General features: G+C 64.9%; 15 protein-coding genes. 2 read left to right on the top strand and 13 right to left on the bottom strand.

What is annotated here, in order from left to right; genetic code table 11:
* Positions 1-3 precede the first annotated feature (3 nt).
* From AB1402_00610 to AB1402_00590, 5 genes are all read right to left on the bottom strand, one after another.
* Positions 4-1065 (bottom strand): branched-chain amino acid ABC transporter permease, encoded by a 1062-nt coding sequence (locus AB1402_00610; protein MEW6540101.1) that lies wholly within the window; start codon positions 1063-1065, stop codon positions 4-6.
* 12 nt (positions 1066-1077) lie between these two features.
* Positions 1078-1962: a branched-chain amino acid ABC transporter permease gene (locus tag AB1402_00605; GenBank protein ID MEW6540100.1), complete on the bottom strand. Its 885-nt coding sequence runs from the start codon at positions 1960-1962 to the stop codon at positions 1078-1080.
* Positions 1959-3869, bottom strand: coding sequence for an AMP-binding protein (locus AB1402_00600; GenBank protein MEW6540099.1), 1911 nt, complete (start codon positions 3867-3869; stop codon positions 1959-1961). Before AB1402_00600 ends, AB1402_00605 begins: the two co-directional genes overlap by 4 nt.
* Positions 3870-3891: 22 nt before the next feature.
* Positions 3892-4656 (bottom strand): ABC transporter ATP-binding protein, encoded by a 765-nt coding sequence (locus AB1402_00595; protein ID MEW6540098.1) that lies wholly within the window; start codon positions 4654-4656, stop codon positions 3892-3894.
* A 111-nt stretch (positions 4657-4767) separates the two neighbouring features.
* Entirely contained in the window at positions 4768-5049 is a 282-nt protein-coding gene (locus AB1402_00590; GenBank protein ID MEW6540097.1) for a DUF503 domain-containing protein, read from the bottom strand.
* Positions 5050-5208: 159 nt separating this feature from the next.
* Here AB1402_00590 and AB1402_00585 point away from each other — a divergent pair, with 159 nt between their 5' ends.
* The gene (locus AB1402_00585) at positions 5209-5688 is read left to right on the top strand and encodes a DUF456 domain-containing protein (protein ID MEW6540096.1); all 480 of its coding nucleotides are present in this window, start codon (positions 5209-5211) and stop codon (positions 5686-5688) included.
* 64 nt (positions 5689-5752) lie between these two features.
* Here the strand turns inward: AB1402_00585 and AB1402_00580 are convergent, their stop codons facing one another.
* The 4 genes from AB1402_00580 to AB1402_00565 form a co-directional block, all read right to left on the bottom strand.
* Positions 5753-6532 (bottom strand): acyl-CoA dehydratase activase, encoded by a 780-nt coding sequence (locus AB1402_00580; GenBank protein ID MEW6540095.1) that lies wholly within the window; start codon positions 6530-6532, stop codon positions 5753-5755.
* A 47-nt stretch (positions 6533-6579) separates the two neighbouring features.
* The gene (locus AB1402_00575; protein ID MEW6540094.1) at positions 6580-7518 is read right to left on the bottom strand and encodes a methyltransferase; all 939 of its coding nucleotides are present in this window, start codon (positions 7516-7518) and stop codon (positions 6580-6582) included.
* A 247-nt stretch (positions 7519-7765) separates the two neighbouring features.
* Entirely contained in the window at positions 7766-8353 is a 588-nt protein-coding gene (locus tag AB1402_00570; protein MEW6540093.1) for a hypothetical protein, read from the bottom strand.
* Between the two features lie 387 nt (positions 8354-8740).
* The gene (locus AB1402_00565) at positions 8741-9508 is read right to left on the bottom strand and encodes an ATP-binding protein (protein ID MEW6540092.1); all 768 of its coding nucleotides are present in this window, start codon (positions 9506-9508) and stop codon (positions 8741-8743) included.
* A 212-nt stretch (positions 9509-9720) separates the two neighbouring features.
* On the opposite strand from AB1402_00565, the gene gap reads away from it, so the two are divergent.
* The gene (gene gap, locus AB1402_00560) at positions 9721-10818 is read left to right on the top strand and encodes a type I glyceraldehyde-3-phosphate dehydrogenase (protein ID MEW6540091.1); all 1098 of its coding nucleotides are present in this window, start codon (positions 9721-9723) and stop codon (positions 10816-10818) included.
* Between the two features lie 117 nt (positions 10819-10935).
* Here gap and AB1402_00555 read toward each other — a convergent pair whose 3' ends face one another.
* Genes AB1402_00555 through AB1402_00540 form a run of 4 tightly spaced genes read right to left on the bottom strand, consistent with a single transcriptional unit; the run spans position 10936 to position 15954 of the window.
* A complete protein-coding gene (locus AB1402_00555) occupies positions 10936-11865 on the bottom strand; it encodes a methylenetetrahydrofolate reductase (GenBank protein ID MEW6540090.1) in 930 nt (309 codons plus the stop codon).
* Positions 11862-12527, bottom strand: coding sequence for a methylenetetrahydrofolate reductase C-terminal domain-containing protein (locus AB1402_00550; protein ID MEW6540089.1), 666 nt, complete (start codon positions 12525-12527; stop codon positions 11862-11864). Before AB1402_00550 ends, AB1402_00555 begins: the two co-directional genes overlap by 4 nt.
* Positions 12524-12961 carry a hydrogenase iron-sulfur subunit gene (locus AB1402_00545; protein MEW6540088.1) on the bottom strand — a complete coding sequence of 146 codons (438 nt, stop codon included), beginning with the start codon at positions 12959-12961 and terminating at the stop codon, positions 12524-12526. The genes AB1402_00550 and AB1402_00545 overlap by 4 nt, the downstream gene beginning before the upstream one ends.
* Positions 12958-15954: a 4Fe-4S binding protein gene (locus AB1402_00540; protein ID MEW6540087.1), complete on the bottom strand. Its 2997-nt coding sequence runs from the start codon at positions 15952-15954 to the stop codon at positions 12958-12960. Before AB1402_00540 ends, AB1402_00545 begins: the two co-directional genes overlap by 4 nt.
* Position 15955: the final 1 nt, after the last annotated feature.

The following is a 15955-nucleotide window of genomic DNA, read 5'->3' as shown; positions in this document are numbered from 1 at the left end:
TCCTCAGTAAGAGTACGGCCACAGCTTAAAATAATCTTTGACCTTCCGCCACATTTTGGCCAAGCCTTCCGGTTCAAAAATCAGGAACAGGATGATCAGCAGGCCGAAGACCGCTTCCTGCATGGCCAGCATGATGTGCGTCAACCCCCCGAGACCGCCGCCGAAGTAGTCCGCGGTCTCCCGGAGGAAAATGGGCAAAAGCGTCATGAAGCAGGCCCCGTAGATGGCGCCCATCACGCTGCCCAATCCGCCGATGATGATCATGGCCAGGAACAGGATCGACACCTTGATCGTGAAGTACTCGGGGCTGATCACCCCCAGGTAGTGTCCCCACAACGCCCCGGCGATCCCGGCGTAGAAGGAACTCACGGCAAACGCGGCGACCTTGTACTTGAACAGGTTGATGCCCATCACCGACGCCGCCAGGTCGCGGTCGCGCACCGCCATGAAAGCGCGCCCCGTTCTGGTACGGAATAGGTTTAGGGCGAACACGACGGCCCCGACGGTGATAGCCAGGATCAGGTAGTAGAAAGTGGTGTCGTCGTTCAGCACCAGGCCGCCGACGGTGGGTGCCGGAAGCACCATCCCCGCGGGCCCGCGGGTGAGAGCCGGCCAGTGAATGATGCCGAATTCGATGATCACCTGGGCGGCCAGCGTGGCAATGGCCAAATAAAGACCTTTCAGCCTCAGCGACGGGATGCCGAACAGGCCCCCGACCAAGGCGGCGGCCAGACCGCCGGCCGGCAGGGCGATCCAGAAGGACCAGCCCAAAGTGGCGGTCATCATGCCGGCTGCGTAGGCGCCCACACCCATGAACGCCCCGTGGCCGATGGAAATCTGGCCGGTGAAACCGACCAGGATGTTGAGCCCGACCGCGCCGATAATGGCGATGCCGATCAGATTGACCACGCTGACGTAGTAAGCGTTGACCATGAACGGCAAAGCCAGGAAGAAGACCAGTACCACCAGCACCTTGAGCTTGGCCCCGGGGTGGTGCAGGATGGCCATGTCCTCCCGGTAGTTCGAGGTAAAGACACCGCAGTCCATTACCAGGGGGTTTCTCATGCGCAAGGCGCGCTACACCCTTTCGATGATTTCCTTGCCGAATAAGCCGTACGGCCTGACCATCAGCACCACCAGGAGCACGACAAACGGCACGACTTCCTTGACGTCGCCCCCAAAGAGCGGGTCCAGGTAGCCTCCGGCGAGACTTTCCAACAGCCCGATGGTGAACCCGCCCACGATCGCTCCGGGCACACTGTCCAGCCCGCCCAGGATCACGACCGGCAGGACCATCAGCCCGATGTAGGCCAGGGACGGGTTCACCCCGTTGATGTTCCCCAACAGGACACCGCCGATGGCCGCCACCACCGCGGCGATCGCCCAGGTGACGGCGATGATCCGCTTGACGCTGATGCCCATGGACTGGGCCGCCGCCTGGTCGTCCGCCGCCGCCCGCATAACGATGCCGGTGCTGGAGTACTTGAAGAACACGGTAAACACGGCCAGCAACACCAGGGCCACGCCCAAGGACCAGAGGTAGACCTGGGAAACCGCCACTTCTCCCAGCCGCACCGGCGCGTCCGGAAAGATCGCCGGGAAGGTGCGGGTCTCGGTGCCCCAGATCATCTGGATGAGGCCGCGCATCAAGAGCGACAGCCCGAGGGTGGCCATAATCACGGAAATAACCCGTTCCCCGATGAACGGCCGCAGCACCAGCCGTTCGACCACCACGCCCAAGAGCACACACATGGTCAGGGTTAGGGCCACGGCCGCCAGGAAAGGCACCTGGTAGAACACCACCAGGCTCAAGGCCACATAGGCCCCCACCAGCAAGAACTCACCCTGGGCGAAGTTGATCACGTCACTCGACTTGTAGATCAGCACAAACCCGAAGGCGACCAGTGCGTAGACCGCACCCACCACCAGGCCGGTGATCAGAATCTGCAGAAAAAACGTCACGCCTTCACCCCCGATTCATTGGCGGTCATCACCTTGAGCGAGGTCTTGATCTTCACCTGCCGGCCGTCCCGGTACTTCACCTCGGTCTCGATCGGAATCTCCCCGGCCCCGCTGTACAGGCCTTCCACCAGCACCCCGTACTTCTCGGAAATGAAACCGCGCCGCACCTTGCGGGTGCGGGTCAACTCCTCGTCGTCGGCGTCCAGTTCCTTGTGCAGCACCACGAATTTCTTAACGCGGACCGCCGCCGGGACGTCCTCGTTTGCCTTGCGCACCTCTTGCGCGAGCAGCTCGAGCACTTGTGCTTTCTGGGTCAGGTCCACGTAAGTGGTGTAGGGAATTTGCCGCCGCTCGGCCCACATCCCGACGTTACCCATCTGGATGTTCAGAAGCGCGACCACGTACGCCCGATCCCGCCCCAGGACCACCGCTTCCTTGATGTACGGGCTGAACTTCATCTTGTTCTCCAGGAACTGCGGCGAGAAAATAGTGCCGTCCGCCAGGCGCATCACGTCCTTCACGCGGTCGATGACCACCAGGTGCCCGTCTTCGTCCAGGTAGCCCGCATCCCCGGAATGGAGCCAGCCGTCCCTGAGGGTCTCGGCGGTGGCCGCGTCGTTTTTATAGTAACCGGCGAATACGCTCGGGCTGCGCGAAACAATCTCGCCGTCCGGACTGATGCGGATCTCGGTCTCCGGGATCGGCCGCCCGACCGTGTTGAATTTGACCTCCCCGTCCCGGTGCGCCACCGATATTCCGGCGATTTCGGTCTGGCCGTAGATTTGCTTCAGGTTGACCCCCAGGGCGTGAAAGAACCGGAACACATCCGGCCCCAGCGCGGCGCCGCCGGTGTAGGCCCGCTTCAGGTTCACCAAACCCAGGTGATCCTTGATGGCGCTGAAAACCAACAACTCGCCCAGCAGGTAGGCGAGTTTGAGGCCGATGCCGGGGCGCACCCCGTGGAACCGGCAGTCGGCCATCCGGTAGCCCGCAAGCATGAACGCCCGCGAGACCAGCCGCTTGAACCGGTCGGCATCGTCCAGCCTCACCTGTACCTTGGACACCATGTCCTCCCAGATGCGGGGCGGGGAGAACATCACGTGCGGACCGATCTCCTTCAGGTTCGCCTGAACCGTTTCGGGTTCTTCGGGATAGTTTACCGTCATTCCCGACCAGAGCGCGGCGGAGATGGACATCATCTGTTCACCCACCCAGGCCAGGGGCAGGAAGGAGAGAAACTCGTCGTCCGACGTGAGCGGATCCACCGACAAAAGGCTCTGCGCCATCCGGAGCAGGTTCGCGTGGGTCAGCACGCTGCCCTTGGGCAGGCCGGTGGTGCCGGAAGTATAGGCGATTATGGCCGTGTCGCCCCCGGTGCCGGCCCGGACCTCCCGGTCGAAATAGCCCGGGTTTTCCCGGCCGAATCTCTCGCCCTCGGCCTCCACCGCCGTGAAGGAAAGCAACAGGGGATCGCGGTAGTTCTTCATACCCTTGGGGTCGTAGTGGATGACTCTTTCGACCTTGGGCATATCTTCTTTGATCTCTAAAAGCTTATCGACTTGTTCCTGGTCCTCGACCACGATTATCCGGGCGTCGCAGTGGTCGATTACGTAGGCGATCTCACGGGGCAGGCTGTCCTGATAGACCCCCACCGCCACCCCGCCCAGCGCCTGGGCACCGAGTTCGGCGTAGACCCATTCCGGACGGTTGTCGCCGATGATCGCCACCTTGTCGCCCCTGGAAAAGCCCAGCGCGGCTAGGCCGAGCGCAAACCGCTCCACGTGGCCCAGATACTCCGCCCAGGTGACCGGCTGCCAGACGCCGAACTCCTTCTCCCTAAGGGCCGCCTTGTGCCGGAACCGGGCCGCGTTGCGTATCAGAAGTTTGGGAAGGGTGTCTTCCAGCATCGAGAACTTCATCCTTTGTGGACTACTGCTTGCCAAGATACGCCCTGATTACCAGGGGATTTTGTTGGACTTCTTCCGGGGTGCCCTCCGCGATTTTACGCCCGAAGTCCAGTACGGCCACCCGGTCCGAAATATCCATGACCACGCCCATGTCGTGCTCGATCAGAATCAGGGTGGTGCCCCACTCCTCGGCGACGTCCAGGATGAAGCGGGCCATGTCTTCCTTTTCTTCCAGGTTCATTCCGGCCATGGGCTCATCCAGCAGCAAAAGCCGTGGTTCCAGAGCCAGGGCCCGGCCCAGCTCGACACGCTTCTGCAGCCCGTAGGCCAGCGTGCCCACCGCCTTGTGCCGGATGCTCTCGATCTCCAGGAAATCGATGATCTCCTCAACCCGTCTGCGGTGCAGTTCTTCTTCGCGCCGGGCCGGGCCCCAAAACAGTCCCCCGCTCAAAAGGCCCGATTTCATGTGGATGTGCCGGCCCAGCATCAGATTCTCGAGCACCGTCATATGTTTGAAAAGCTCTATGTTCTGAAAAGTGCGGCCGATGCCGAGTTCGGCGCGCCGGTGGGGAGCAGTGCCGGTGATGTCCTGTTCTTCGAACAACAGCCGGCCCTCGTGCGGACGGTAGAGGCCGCTGATGCAGTTCAAAAGGCTGGTCTTTCCAGCCCCGTTCGGCCCGATCACGGCCGCAATCTCGCCCGCGTTCACCTCCAGGCAAACCCCGGTAAGAGCCGTGACGCCGCCGAAATGGAGGGTCAAGTACTCAACAATTAGTTGGGACGACACCGGTGGCCTTCATCCCCTCTGCGCCAAACAGGAATAACCTTGTGTTTTTCTGCGGTGCTTCGGGAAAATCCTGCTGCGCAATGAAGATCTTCAACAGCGGCTTGTTTGGCGTCAGAGCAGTTCGGTCCGGTGATGGATGATTTCGAGGCTGGGCTGGGCGGCGATGAAGTTCAGCACTTCCTGAAGCGACTCGTCGACGTGCGCGGTCCGGTTGCCGACCACCGCCACCGCGAGCGCGGCCCGCTGCCAGTGGTCCTGGTGGTCCACCTCGGCCGCCGACACATTGTATCTGTTCCGCAAGCGGGTCAAAAGGCTTTTGAGATGCCTCCGCTTGTCTTTCAGGGAAAGGGCCTCCCCCAGAAACAGCTCCACGGTGAGAATGCCCACGCGCATTTGTTAATTCCTCCGGTGCCGAGTATTATCGCCGCCCAACCAGTCGCATACACTCATGTTATAATAACGCCGATACTGGCTGAAGCACGTGCGCAGGTTGACACCCGTATTCATACACTCATGTTATGATAACGCCGATACCCGAAAGGAGGTCCGGTGATGACGACCCTGGCGCTTCTGGTGGCCCTGCTTTTTTTCCTGGCCGGCCTGGCCGCCATCGTGTTCCCCGTGTTGCCCGGTCCGGTGCTGATCTGGGTGGGCATGCTGGTCTACGGCTTCATGACCGGATTCGAGGGGCTCTCCTGGGTGTTCTTCGCGGGCCAGGGCTTGGCCGTGGCGCTGACCTTCTTCGTGGACTACGCCGCCACCGTCTGGGGCGTGCACCGGTTCGGCGGCTCGCGGGCCGCCGTCTGGGGGGGCGTCGCCGGGGCTTTACTTGGCCTGGTCGTCCTGGGTCCGTTCGGAGTGATCGCCGGGCCCTTCCTCGGAGCATTCGCCGCCGAACTGCTGGCCAGGGGTTCAACCCGGCAGGCCCTGCGTGTCGGAGTCGGCACCCTGATCGGCTTTGTGGGCAGTACGCTCACCAAAATCCTGATTGCCGGGGCCATGCTCCTCTGGTTCTTCGTCACTATTTTCTAAGGGCATGGAAAAGCGCGCCCCCGCTTTCGCCCAGCGGGCCTGGGTGACCAGAGGTTCTTCGTCGCTATTTTCTAAGGGCCTTGGAAAACGCGATCAGGGCCGCACCCAGGGCGCCCACGATCTGCGGCTCCGGCGGAACCCGGATCGGCACTCCGAGGCGGGCCGACAAGGCGCCGACCACGCCCGCGTTTTTGGCCACCCCTCCGGTCATGGTCACCTCCGGCCGCACGCCCACCCGGGCGGCCAGTCCGGCCGTCCGGTCGGCCACCGATTCAAGAAGGCCCCGGGCGATTTCCGCCCGCGGCGCCCCTCGCCCGATCAGGGCCACCACCTCGGACTCCGCGAATACGGTGCACAGGCTGCTGATCTCGGCCGCCCGGCCGGCCTCCCCGGCAAGCGCCGCCAGGTCTTCAACCCGGACCTCCAGGGCCCGCGCCATGACTTCCAGGAAGCGCCCGGTGCCGGCCGCGCACTTGTCGTTCATGGCGAAGTCAATCACGGCCCCCCCGTCCTCGAGCCGGATCACCTTGCTGTCCTGACCGCCGATATCGATCACGGTCCGGGTGGCGGGATAAAGATGCGCGGCCCCCTTGGCGTGGCAGGTGATCTCGGTCACTTGCAGGTCGGCGAAAGGTACGTTCACCCGGCCATAGCCGGTCGCCACGGTGAAAACCACCTCCCGCGGCCCGCACCCCGCCCGTTCGAGCGCCAAGGCCAGGGCTTTTTCGGCCGCCAGGCGGCTGTCGGCGCCGGCGGGCAAAACACTGTGCCCCGCCATCTCCCCGCCGCGCAGCACCACGGCTTCGGCGGATACAGAACCAATGTCTATTCCGGCCACGAACATACGGCAAACCTCATCATCACAGGCTGACCGGCACTCCCGGCCGCCGGTCAACGTAAACGCGCCACCAAAACCTGCCGTTCCTCAAGGCTTTTGATCCGTGGTGGGCCAAACCCGGCCTGCTCCAACCAACCGGTGTACTCTGGGGCGGTCCACACTCCGCCGGACGCGGAGGCGATCAGCATGTTGATCCCCATGTATGCGGACCGGGCACTGATCCCCCGGACGTAGTCCAGGATGGCGATCCGTCCCCCTGGAGTGAGCACTCCCGCCACCCGGGAAAACAGGTCCCGGTTTTCTTCCGGACCGTAAATGTGCGTGATATTGCCCAGAAAGACCACCTCAAACGGTCCCGGCGCCACTCCCTCGTGGAAGTCCCTCGCCACCAGTTTGACGTCCAGACCGGGCGGCACCTTGGAAGCCATCAGTTCGACCACTTCCGGGATATCCTGCACAGTGACGGCAACGCCCCGCCGGGCGAAGGGGACGGCGTAGTTCAACGGCCCGCCGCCCAGGTCCAGGAGGCGCAGCGGCGGGGAGAGGCCCTCCAGGCAGAGGCCGGCCACGGCATCCGCGACCGGGCGGGCGTGCTCCCGCATAGCGTCCATAAAATAGCGGAGCTTTTCGGGACTGCGCTCCTTGCGGGGCGGCCGGCCCGTCCTGATCACTTCCGGCAGCGCCAGCCAGTTCCCCAGCCGGCTGTAGGCGTGCATGAAAGCGAAACCGGTGTAGTGCTCACTCTCCGGTTCGAAGAACATCCGCCGCGCTTCCGGAGTAAGCGCGGCGGCCCCGTTGACGACTTCCAGATACCCCAACTGTATCAGGGCCTCGATCAGACGTTCCACCGCACGGCCGTCTCCTTGGACGGCCTGCGCCACCTCCGCGAACGGAAGCGGGCCGGCGCGCAACGCCTCGATAAGGCCGCATTTGACGGCCGCCCCGGCCAGCAAGAGCTCCTCGGGCAAAACCAACCGGTCCTTGTTCGGCAAGACGCTCACCCCTTGAAGGATAAAGAATTCAGGAGTCAGAATCCAGAATGAAGATCCAAGAAAAGTTGAGGCCGGGTTCTCACCGGCAGCCGAATCACTCTTTTTCCCAGGCTCCACTTCTTACGCTTCCGAATTCCAGCTCCTGGCTTCCGGATTCTGACTCCCCGATTCTGGATTCTGGATTCTGGCTCCTGACTCCTGACTCCTGACTCCTGAATTCTGGATTCTGGATTCTGGATTCCAACTCCTAGCCTTCATCCACCGCCTGGACCGCCGCGTCCTGAAACCAGCCCATGTCCTGCATGAGCGCCAACACCTGTCTTTTCCCCTCCCGGCTGCGGATCGCCTCTCGCGGGCTCCGCCCGCTTAAAGCGGCCCGGGGGACGTCAGGCCAGCCCGGTTCCGAAAAAGCGTCCAGAAAGCCTTCCTCCAGTTCCTCCTGGATTTCATAAGGCAGGTCATCCCCCCCACCAACCAGGCGCTCCAGGAAAAACAGCACCAGTTCCACCTTTTCGGCCGGTTCCCGGGCGTGAGCCAAAACCACATACTCACTCAGGCTGTCGTAGGCCTCTTCGAGACTCCCGTCCTGAAGCAAGAGCATCCCGAGCCCGTACCAGGCCTCGGCATAGTGCTCGTCAACCCCCAAGAGGCGCCGTAGCAGCGATTCCATCAGGGAGAACTTGCGTGCCCGCCCGGCCGCCTGTATTTCCCCCAGCAGGCGCCGCCGTTCCTCTGAAACAACGCTCGGCTCGGGGTCCCGCCGGAGATCGGGTTGGCCCGGACCCCACTTTGAATTGCGTCCGATGAAGACCGTACGGTAGTGCTTCTGATCCACCTGTGCCGCCTCTTTTCGACTTGTGCTCAAAAAACCCTCCCGCTGGGACACTGGGGTGACTGGAACGCGGGAAAAGGACGCAAACTTTTCCAACTTGTGTTCTAAAGAACCCTCCCGCTAGGACGGGGATGGCCGTTTCGGGGGCTTCCTTCTCCGGAGCCGGCGGGTTCTCCTGCTGCGGGCCAAGTTCTTGAACTGGAAGGAGCCGTCCGGCTTTGCGATCCGGACCCTGGTTCTTTTGCTGCAGGTCAAGCCCTTGAACAGTGCCGTGTTCTTCCGTGCACGCAGCCCCGATCGGCCTCCACGCCACACCGCGCGCGGCGGGCTCTACCTGCCGCCCGTACCCGTCTCCGCCCGCACCCGCACCGACGGCGCGTTCGAGCTGCTCTACCTGTCGCCCTTATCCGCCTCCGGCTTGGGACGCCGTTGTTCCCAAAGGTTTTCCAGGTCCACGTTCTGCAAGCCGATCAAGAATCTCTCCCGGAACTTAGGATACCGGGACGCCAGTTCGGTCACCACGGCTTTCATCTCGTCCCGTTTCGTCCGCCCATTGTAGGGACAGGGATTTTTGATCACCGGAAACCCCTTGCCGGCCGCCAGGCCGGACAGGACCCGCTCCGGCAGGTACACCAGGGGCCGGATCAGAGTCAGGCCGGTATCGGTCAGATAGGTGCTCGGCCGGAAGGTCTTCATCTGTCCAGTGAAAACCAAGTTCAAAAGATAGGTTTCGATGACGTCGTCCAGGTGGTGCCCCAGGGCCACCCGGTTCGCCCCCACCGACAAGGCCGCCTGGTTCAATACGCCCGCCCGCAGCTTACCACAGAGCTTGCACGGGTTCATCCCCGCTTTTTCCCCGATGATCGCCGCCACCGGCCGGACGTGGATGTGCAGGGGCACCCCCAGGTGCCGGCAGAATTCCCGGTGCGGCTCAAAATCGACTTCGCCCCACCCGAGATCCAGCATTACGGCTTCCAGGCCGAAACGCAAATGGGAATAGTCCCGCAGGTAGGCCAGAATGTAGAGCAGGGCGGTACTGTCCTTGCCGCCGGAAACCCCCGCCACCACCCGGTCGCCGGACTCAATCATCCGGTAGTCGCCGACCGCTTTCTTCACCCGGGTCAAAAACCATTTTCCGTAATGCTTGGTCTTGTTCACATTCTGCCCTCCGCACCGGCTTCCCACACATTCAAAACCGGGCCGCCCGTTTCCGGCACCGGAAGATCCGGACCCGGCAACGTACACCCGCGAACCGCCGGCGGCCCGGGATGACGGCGTTCGGCGGCCCGCCGCCAAAACGGTATAATGCCCTTCGGCATGGGTATAATAGCCCGAAAATCAGCGCAAACGCAAGGAGGCAGGCCCGTAAGATGAGTGTTCGCGTGGGAATCAACGGGTTCGGACGAATCGGGCGGAACTTTCTACGCATTGTGCACGGACACCCCGACGTTGAGGTGACGGCCGTGAATGATCTGTCCAACCCGGCGACTTTGGCCCACCTTTTGAAATACGATTCCGTCCACGGCATCTTCGGCGTCGATGTCCGGACCACTGAAAGCGGTTTTTGGGTGGACGACCAGGAAATCGCCGTGTACGCTGAACCGGATCCAGCCAAGATTCCTTGGGGAAAACACGGAGTGGACATCGTGGTTGAAGCCACCGGGCGTTTCACGAAAGCGGACGGCGCCGCCAAACACCTGCAGGCCGGTGCCCGGCGGGTCCTGATTTCTGCGCCCGCCAACGGCGAGGACGTAATGATTATCATGGGCGTGAACGAGAAACGTTACGATCCCGCCCGCCATCGGATCATCTCGGCCGGTTCCTGCACCACCAACGGTCTGGCGCCGTTGGTCAAGGTACTCCACGACCGGTATAAGGTGAAACGCGGGTTTATGACCACCGCCCATTCCTACACGAATGACCAGCAGTTGCTTGATCTGGCCCACCGCGACCTGCGGCGGGCGCGGGCGGCCAACCTCTCCATCATTCCGACCACCACCGGCGCCGCCAAGAACGTCGGCGCCGCGATCCCCGAACTGGCGGGAAAACTGACCGGGCTGGCCCTGCGCGTACCCACCCCGGACGTTTCAATCATTGACTTCGTGGCCGAACTGGAGCGGCCCACCACCAAGGAAGAACTGAATGACACCCTGAGGGCGGCCTCCGGCGGGGAAATGGCGGGAATCATGGCGTACAACGAATTGCCGCTGGTGTCCATCGACTACACCGGCAACCCGCACTCCTCCATTGTGGACGGACTCTCGACGTTCGTGATCGAGGGCACCTTCGCCAAGGTCTTGGCCTGGTACGATAATGAATGGGGCTTCTCCAACCGCCTGCTCGACATCATCTTGTACATGCATTTCCTGGAAACGGTGGGCAAGGCCGCCCGGGACAAAGTACGCGAGGAGGCCCGCCGGCGCAGGCCCGTAGACGGCGCTAACCGGCCCGCCCGGGAACGCCCGTAGAGGCACCACGTATTTTGAAATTTGGTCTTGCCAAGCCGTCGGTTTGTCTAGCAACTGTCGAACCCCGGTGGCAGCCCCGTCCGGCGCGCCGCGGCACCGCGCAGAAACGCCAGGACGCTACCGCTGGTCCGCCGCGGGGCGGGGGTATAGACCCGACCGGCACACTATTTCGGGCACGATCTTCTCCCAAGCGACGGCCATGATGTGCACCCCGGCGACGCCTTCAATCTCCCGGAGTGCGGCGATCTGCTCGACGCACAGGGCAACCCCCTCGGCGGCTGGATCAGCCGCTGTCTCCATTCTGGCAACCACCGCGTCGGGAACGTAAACACCGGCCACCGCGTCGCGCATGAACCGGGCCATCCGGGCCGACTTCAACGGGGCGACCCCGGCCAGGATGTGGGCACGCTCGTGCAGGCCACGGGTCCGCACCAGGCCCATGAAGCGCCGGAACCGGTCCAGGTCGTAAACGCACTGGGTCTGGAGAAAGCGCGCCCCCGCCCGGACCTTCTTGTCCAGGCGCCGCACCCGCAACTCCACCGGCTCAGCACAGGGGTTTTCCACCGCACCCACGAAAAACACCGGCGGTTCGCCGTCCACCGGCTCACCGCACTGAAACAACCCCGGGTCGCCCAGGCGGCGCACAACATCCACCATCTGGACCGAATCCAAGTCAAACACCCCCTTGGCACCGGGATGGTTGCCGAACTTCTGGTGATCGCCGGTCAGGCACAGCACGTTCCTGACGCCCAGGCTGTAAGCACCCAGGAGATCACTCTGGACGGCGATCCGGTTGCGGTCGCGAGCGGTCATCTGGACCACCGGTTCCAGGCCCGCAGCCGCCAGATGCACACCGGCGGCGACGCTGGAAAGCCGGACCACCGCGGTCTGGCAGTCGGTGACGTTGGCCGCGTCCACGAAACCCTTCAGCATGGCGGCCTTGGCCGCCAGCCCCCGCACGTCCGCGCCCTTGGGCGGACCCACCTCGCAGGTCACCGCGAACCGCCCGGCTTCAAGCACCCGGGCCAGCCCACTCACGCCGGTCATTCCACCCCGCCCCCTTTCCCGGACCGCCGCGGGCCGGCCTGGGCGCCGGACCAGTCCGGCGGCGGGCCGATCTCGTCCAGGGTCCCGGTGCGCCCCAGCCGCTCCAGCCGTTCCCAGATCAACAGCCAGGCGCAGGGGGTGGCGTTGCCCACCTCGCAAAGCCCGCCGGCGGCGCCCCCGCAGGGGCCGTTCATGATGCCCTTGGCGCAGCGGGTGCGCGGGCAGACGCCCCCGGTCAGGTACAGCACACAGTCCCCGCACAGGCGGCAGCGTTCCTCCCACACCCCGGGCGCCGCCAAGCCCCCGGCGAACCGGGTGTTCACCCCGGGCAGCACCGGCACGCCCGGGTAGTGCTCCGCCAGAAACTGAGCGCCCACACCGCACCCCAGGGTGAGCACCGCTTCGGCGCGGGCCACCGCCGGGGCGAGTTCGGCGACGAATTCAGGCTCACACTGCCGGGTAACCCCGCGCACTTCGGTATCCAGCACTTCGCCCCGCAGGCGGGCGTGCAGGCGCAGGGCGTCCGCCAGCTCTCCCGCTTGGCGCTCCCCGCCCACCCCGCAAACGGCGGTGCACCCGGCACAGGCCGCCACCAGCACCCGCCGGAAGCCCGTGATCATAGCGGCCACCAGGACGAAGGACTTTGCCTCCGTGACGATCATCCGGGCACACCCCCCTTGACGGCGGCGCCTCTGCCCAACCTTGACGGGGGCAGAGCCTTGATCCGCCCCACAAACTCGGCGACGATTTCTCCGAAACGGGTGCCCATGGCGGCCGACAACTGGTACATTTCCAACCGCCCGGGCTCCAGACCCACCTCGGCCAGCCGCTTCTGCAGCCCGGCCACCCGCTCCCGAGCCCGCAGGTTGCCTTCCTTGTAGCGGCATTCGCCGTCCAGGCAGCCCGCGACAAACACCCCGTCGGCGCCCTCCTCGAAGGCACCGAGCACCACGGCGGCCTCGATCGCCCCGGTACAGGGCACTCCTACAACGGCCACCCCGGGATCGTAGGGCACCCGCATGGCCCCCGCCAGGTCGGCGGCGGCATACGCACAATTATAACAGCAGAAGGCGATTATCCTGCGATCAGGGTTCACGCGCCCACCTCCCCCGCACCGCCGGCCAAGCCGGCACGCACTTGCGTCAGCAGTTGCTCCTTACGGTAACCGATTAGGTGAATGGCGGCGTTCGGACACTCGGCCACGCAGATTCCGCAACCCTGGCACTGCACCGGCTCAATCCGGGAGACGTTCCCGGAGACCACCGGCACGTTGAAGGGGCATACGCGGACACAGCCAAGGCAGGCCGTGCATTTCTCGGGCGCCACCCGGGCGTGGACGCCGGGGGCCGTCACCAACCCCCGGCCCAAAACCGTGGCGCACCGCGCCGCCACGGCCCGGCCCTCGAGGAGGCTTTCCACCAAGCCCTTCGGGCCCGCCGCGCCGCCGCACATAAACACCCCGGCCGCGGAGAAGTCCACCGGCCTCAGGGTGGTGTGCGCCTGCAGGAAAAAACCGTCCCGGTCGGCCGGCACTTTGAACAGGTGCGCCAGCGCCCGGCTGTCCGGGGAGGCCTCGGCGGCAGCCGCCAGGACCACCCGGTCCGCGTCGATCCGGAAGTTACAGTCCAGTACCGGGTCGGCCGCCTCCACCGCCACCCTTTCGCCGACGGGACCGACCCGCGGCTCTTGGCCCGGGCGGTAGCGGATGAACACGATCCCCCGGGCCCGGGCCTCGGAGTACAGATCCTCGTCGGTCCCGGTGACGGTGAGGTCCCGGAACAAGATGTAGATCTCACGCTTGGGGTGCGCCGCCTTCATTTCCAGAGCCAGGGCCAGGCTCCGGCGGCAGCAGGACCGGCTGCACCAGGGGCGGCGCGCGTCACGGGAACCGACGCACTGGATGAACACCGTCGTGTCCGCATCCCCGTTCCAGGCTTTGGGCCCTTCCCGCTCCGCCTCCGACAGGGTGACCACCGCCGGGTGTTCTCCGCACAAGTATGAGTCCGGCCGCGATTCCCACGCCCCGGTGGCCAGCACTGCCACGCCGTGGCGGACCACCTGGCCGCCGCGCAGGCGGGTGGAAAAACAGCCGATGTGCCCGTCGGCCGCCACCGGCTCATTCTCGGGATAAAACCGCACCAGCGGGTGCCGGACAACCCGCTCGGCCAAGGGAGAAACCAAGCTGGTTCCGGGACGCCCTCCCCCGTCCACCGCGCGAAAAGCGCCGCCGGGGGTTTTTTGCTTATCCACCAGGTGGACCTCAAATCCCTGGTCCGCCAGTCCCAGCGCGGCCGACAAACCGGACGGACCCGCACCCACCACGAGGGCCGCAGGCATGACCGGCACCGTAACCGGGGGCACCGGTTCCAGCAGGCGCGATTTGGCTACCGCCATGGTCACCAACCGGCAGGCCTTGGCGGTTGCCGCAGGCGGGTCCGGATGCACCCAGGCGCATTGTTCGCGGATATTGGCCATCTCGCACAGCGCCCCGTTCACCCCGGCATCGCGGAGCACGTTTTGGAACAACGGTTTGTGGCTGCGCGGGCTGCAGGCCGCAACCACCAGCCGGTTCAGGCCGTGTTCGCGTACCGTTGCCGCCAGCCGGTCCAGGCTGTCCGGCGCGCAGGCGTGGATCATCTCCAGGGTCAGGGCCACGCCTTCCAGCCGCCCGGACGCCTCCGCCACCGCCGGGACATCGATCGACCCGGCGATGTTGGTGCCGCAACGGCACACTACCACCCCGACCCTGGGGCGTTCTTCACGCACGTCGCGCTCAGGAACCGGCTCATCGTCCCGGACCGCCGCGCCCCGCGCCCCCGCCAACAACGCGCTTGCTTCGGCCGCCGCCGCCCCGGCCTCAATCACGGCCGCCGCGATGTCCTTGGGGCCGGCAAACGCCCCGGCCACAAAGATGCCGGGCCGGGAACTCTCTGTAGTCCCCGGCGCCGCCGGCCGGCAAAAACCATGCCGGTCCAGAGCCACCCCGAGACGCCGGGCAAGAGCCGCCGCTCCGGGGGCGGGCGTGAAGCCGGCGGACAGGACCACCATGTCGAACGCCCGGCGCCCGAAGCCGTCAGGTCCGGCCCACCGCACCTCGAGGCCGCCGCTTTCGCGTTGCTGAACCGTGTCCACCCCGGCGCACCGCAACTCCACCCCTTCCCGCTCGGCCCGCTGCCGGTAACGGTCAAACCCCTTGCCCGGAGTGCGCATTTCTTGATAGAAAACCACTGTCTCCAGGGGGCCGTCCGCCTGCTCCCGCGCCGTGACCGCCCCTTTCAGCGCCGCCATGCAACACACCGTGGAACAGTACTCCCGGCCCAGGGTGCGGTTCCGCGAACCGACGCACTGGATCCAGGCGATGCTCCGCGGCGGCGTGCCGTCGGACGGACGGATCAAACGTCCCCCGAAGGGACCGGCGGCACTAAGGAGACGTTCCAGTTCCAGGTTGGTGACCACGTCCGGCAACACGCGAAAGCCCCAGTTCCTTAACGGTGACGGATCGAACGCCTCGTAGCCGGGGCACAGAATCACGGCTCCGGCCTCCACCTCGAGCGGCTCCTCGGGGGCCCCGAGCAAGATCGCCCCGGTTGGGCAGGTTTGGGCGCACAAGGCGCATTCGATGCAGTGCGCAGGATCGATGGCATAGGCCCGGGGATAGGCCTGGGCGTAGGGTTGGTAGACCGCCTTGCGGGTGCTGAATCCCGTGTTGAAAGCGTCCGGCACTTCCACCGGGCACACGGCGGCACATTCGCCGCAATCCCGGCACGCCTCCACCACCACGCCCCGGGGGAAACGGCGCAGAGAAACGTTGAACCGCCCCGGCGCGCCGCTCACCTTTTCCACCCGGGTGCCCGCGAGCACCGCGACTTTCGGATGCCGGGCGATTCTGGCCAGTTGCGGTGAAAACGAACACAGCGCACACTCGTTAGTTGGGAAGGTTCTGGACAACTGCGGCATCTTGCCGCCCAGGGCCGGCGCCTCGTCCACCAGATAGACCGCAAAACCCCCGTCGGCGAGATCAAGGGCGGCCTGAATTCCCGCAATGCCGCCCCCGATTACCACTACCGCTCCCACCTTGTGGACTGCCAAA

It is taken from the genome of Bacillota bacterium, assembly GCA_040757205.1.
Taxonomy (GTDB): Bacteria; Bacillota; Desulfotomaculia; order Desulfotomaculales; family Desulforudaceae; genus Desulforudis.
This window is presented reverse-complemented; position numbering and strand designations above follow the sequence as displayed.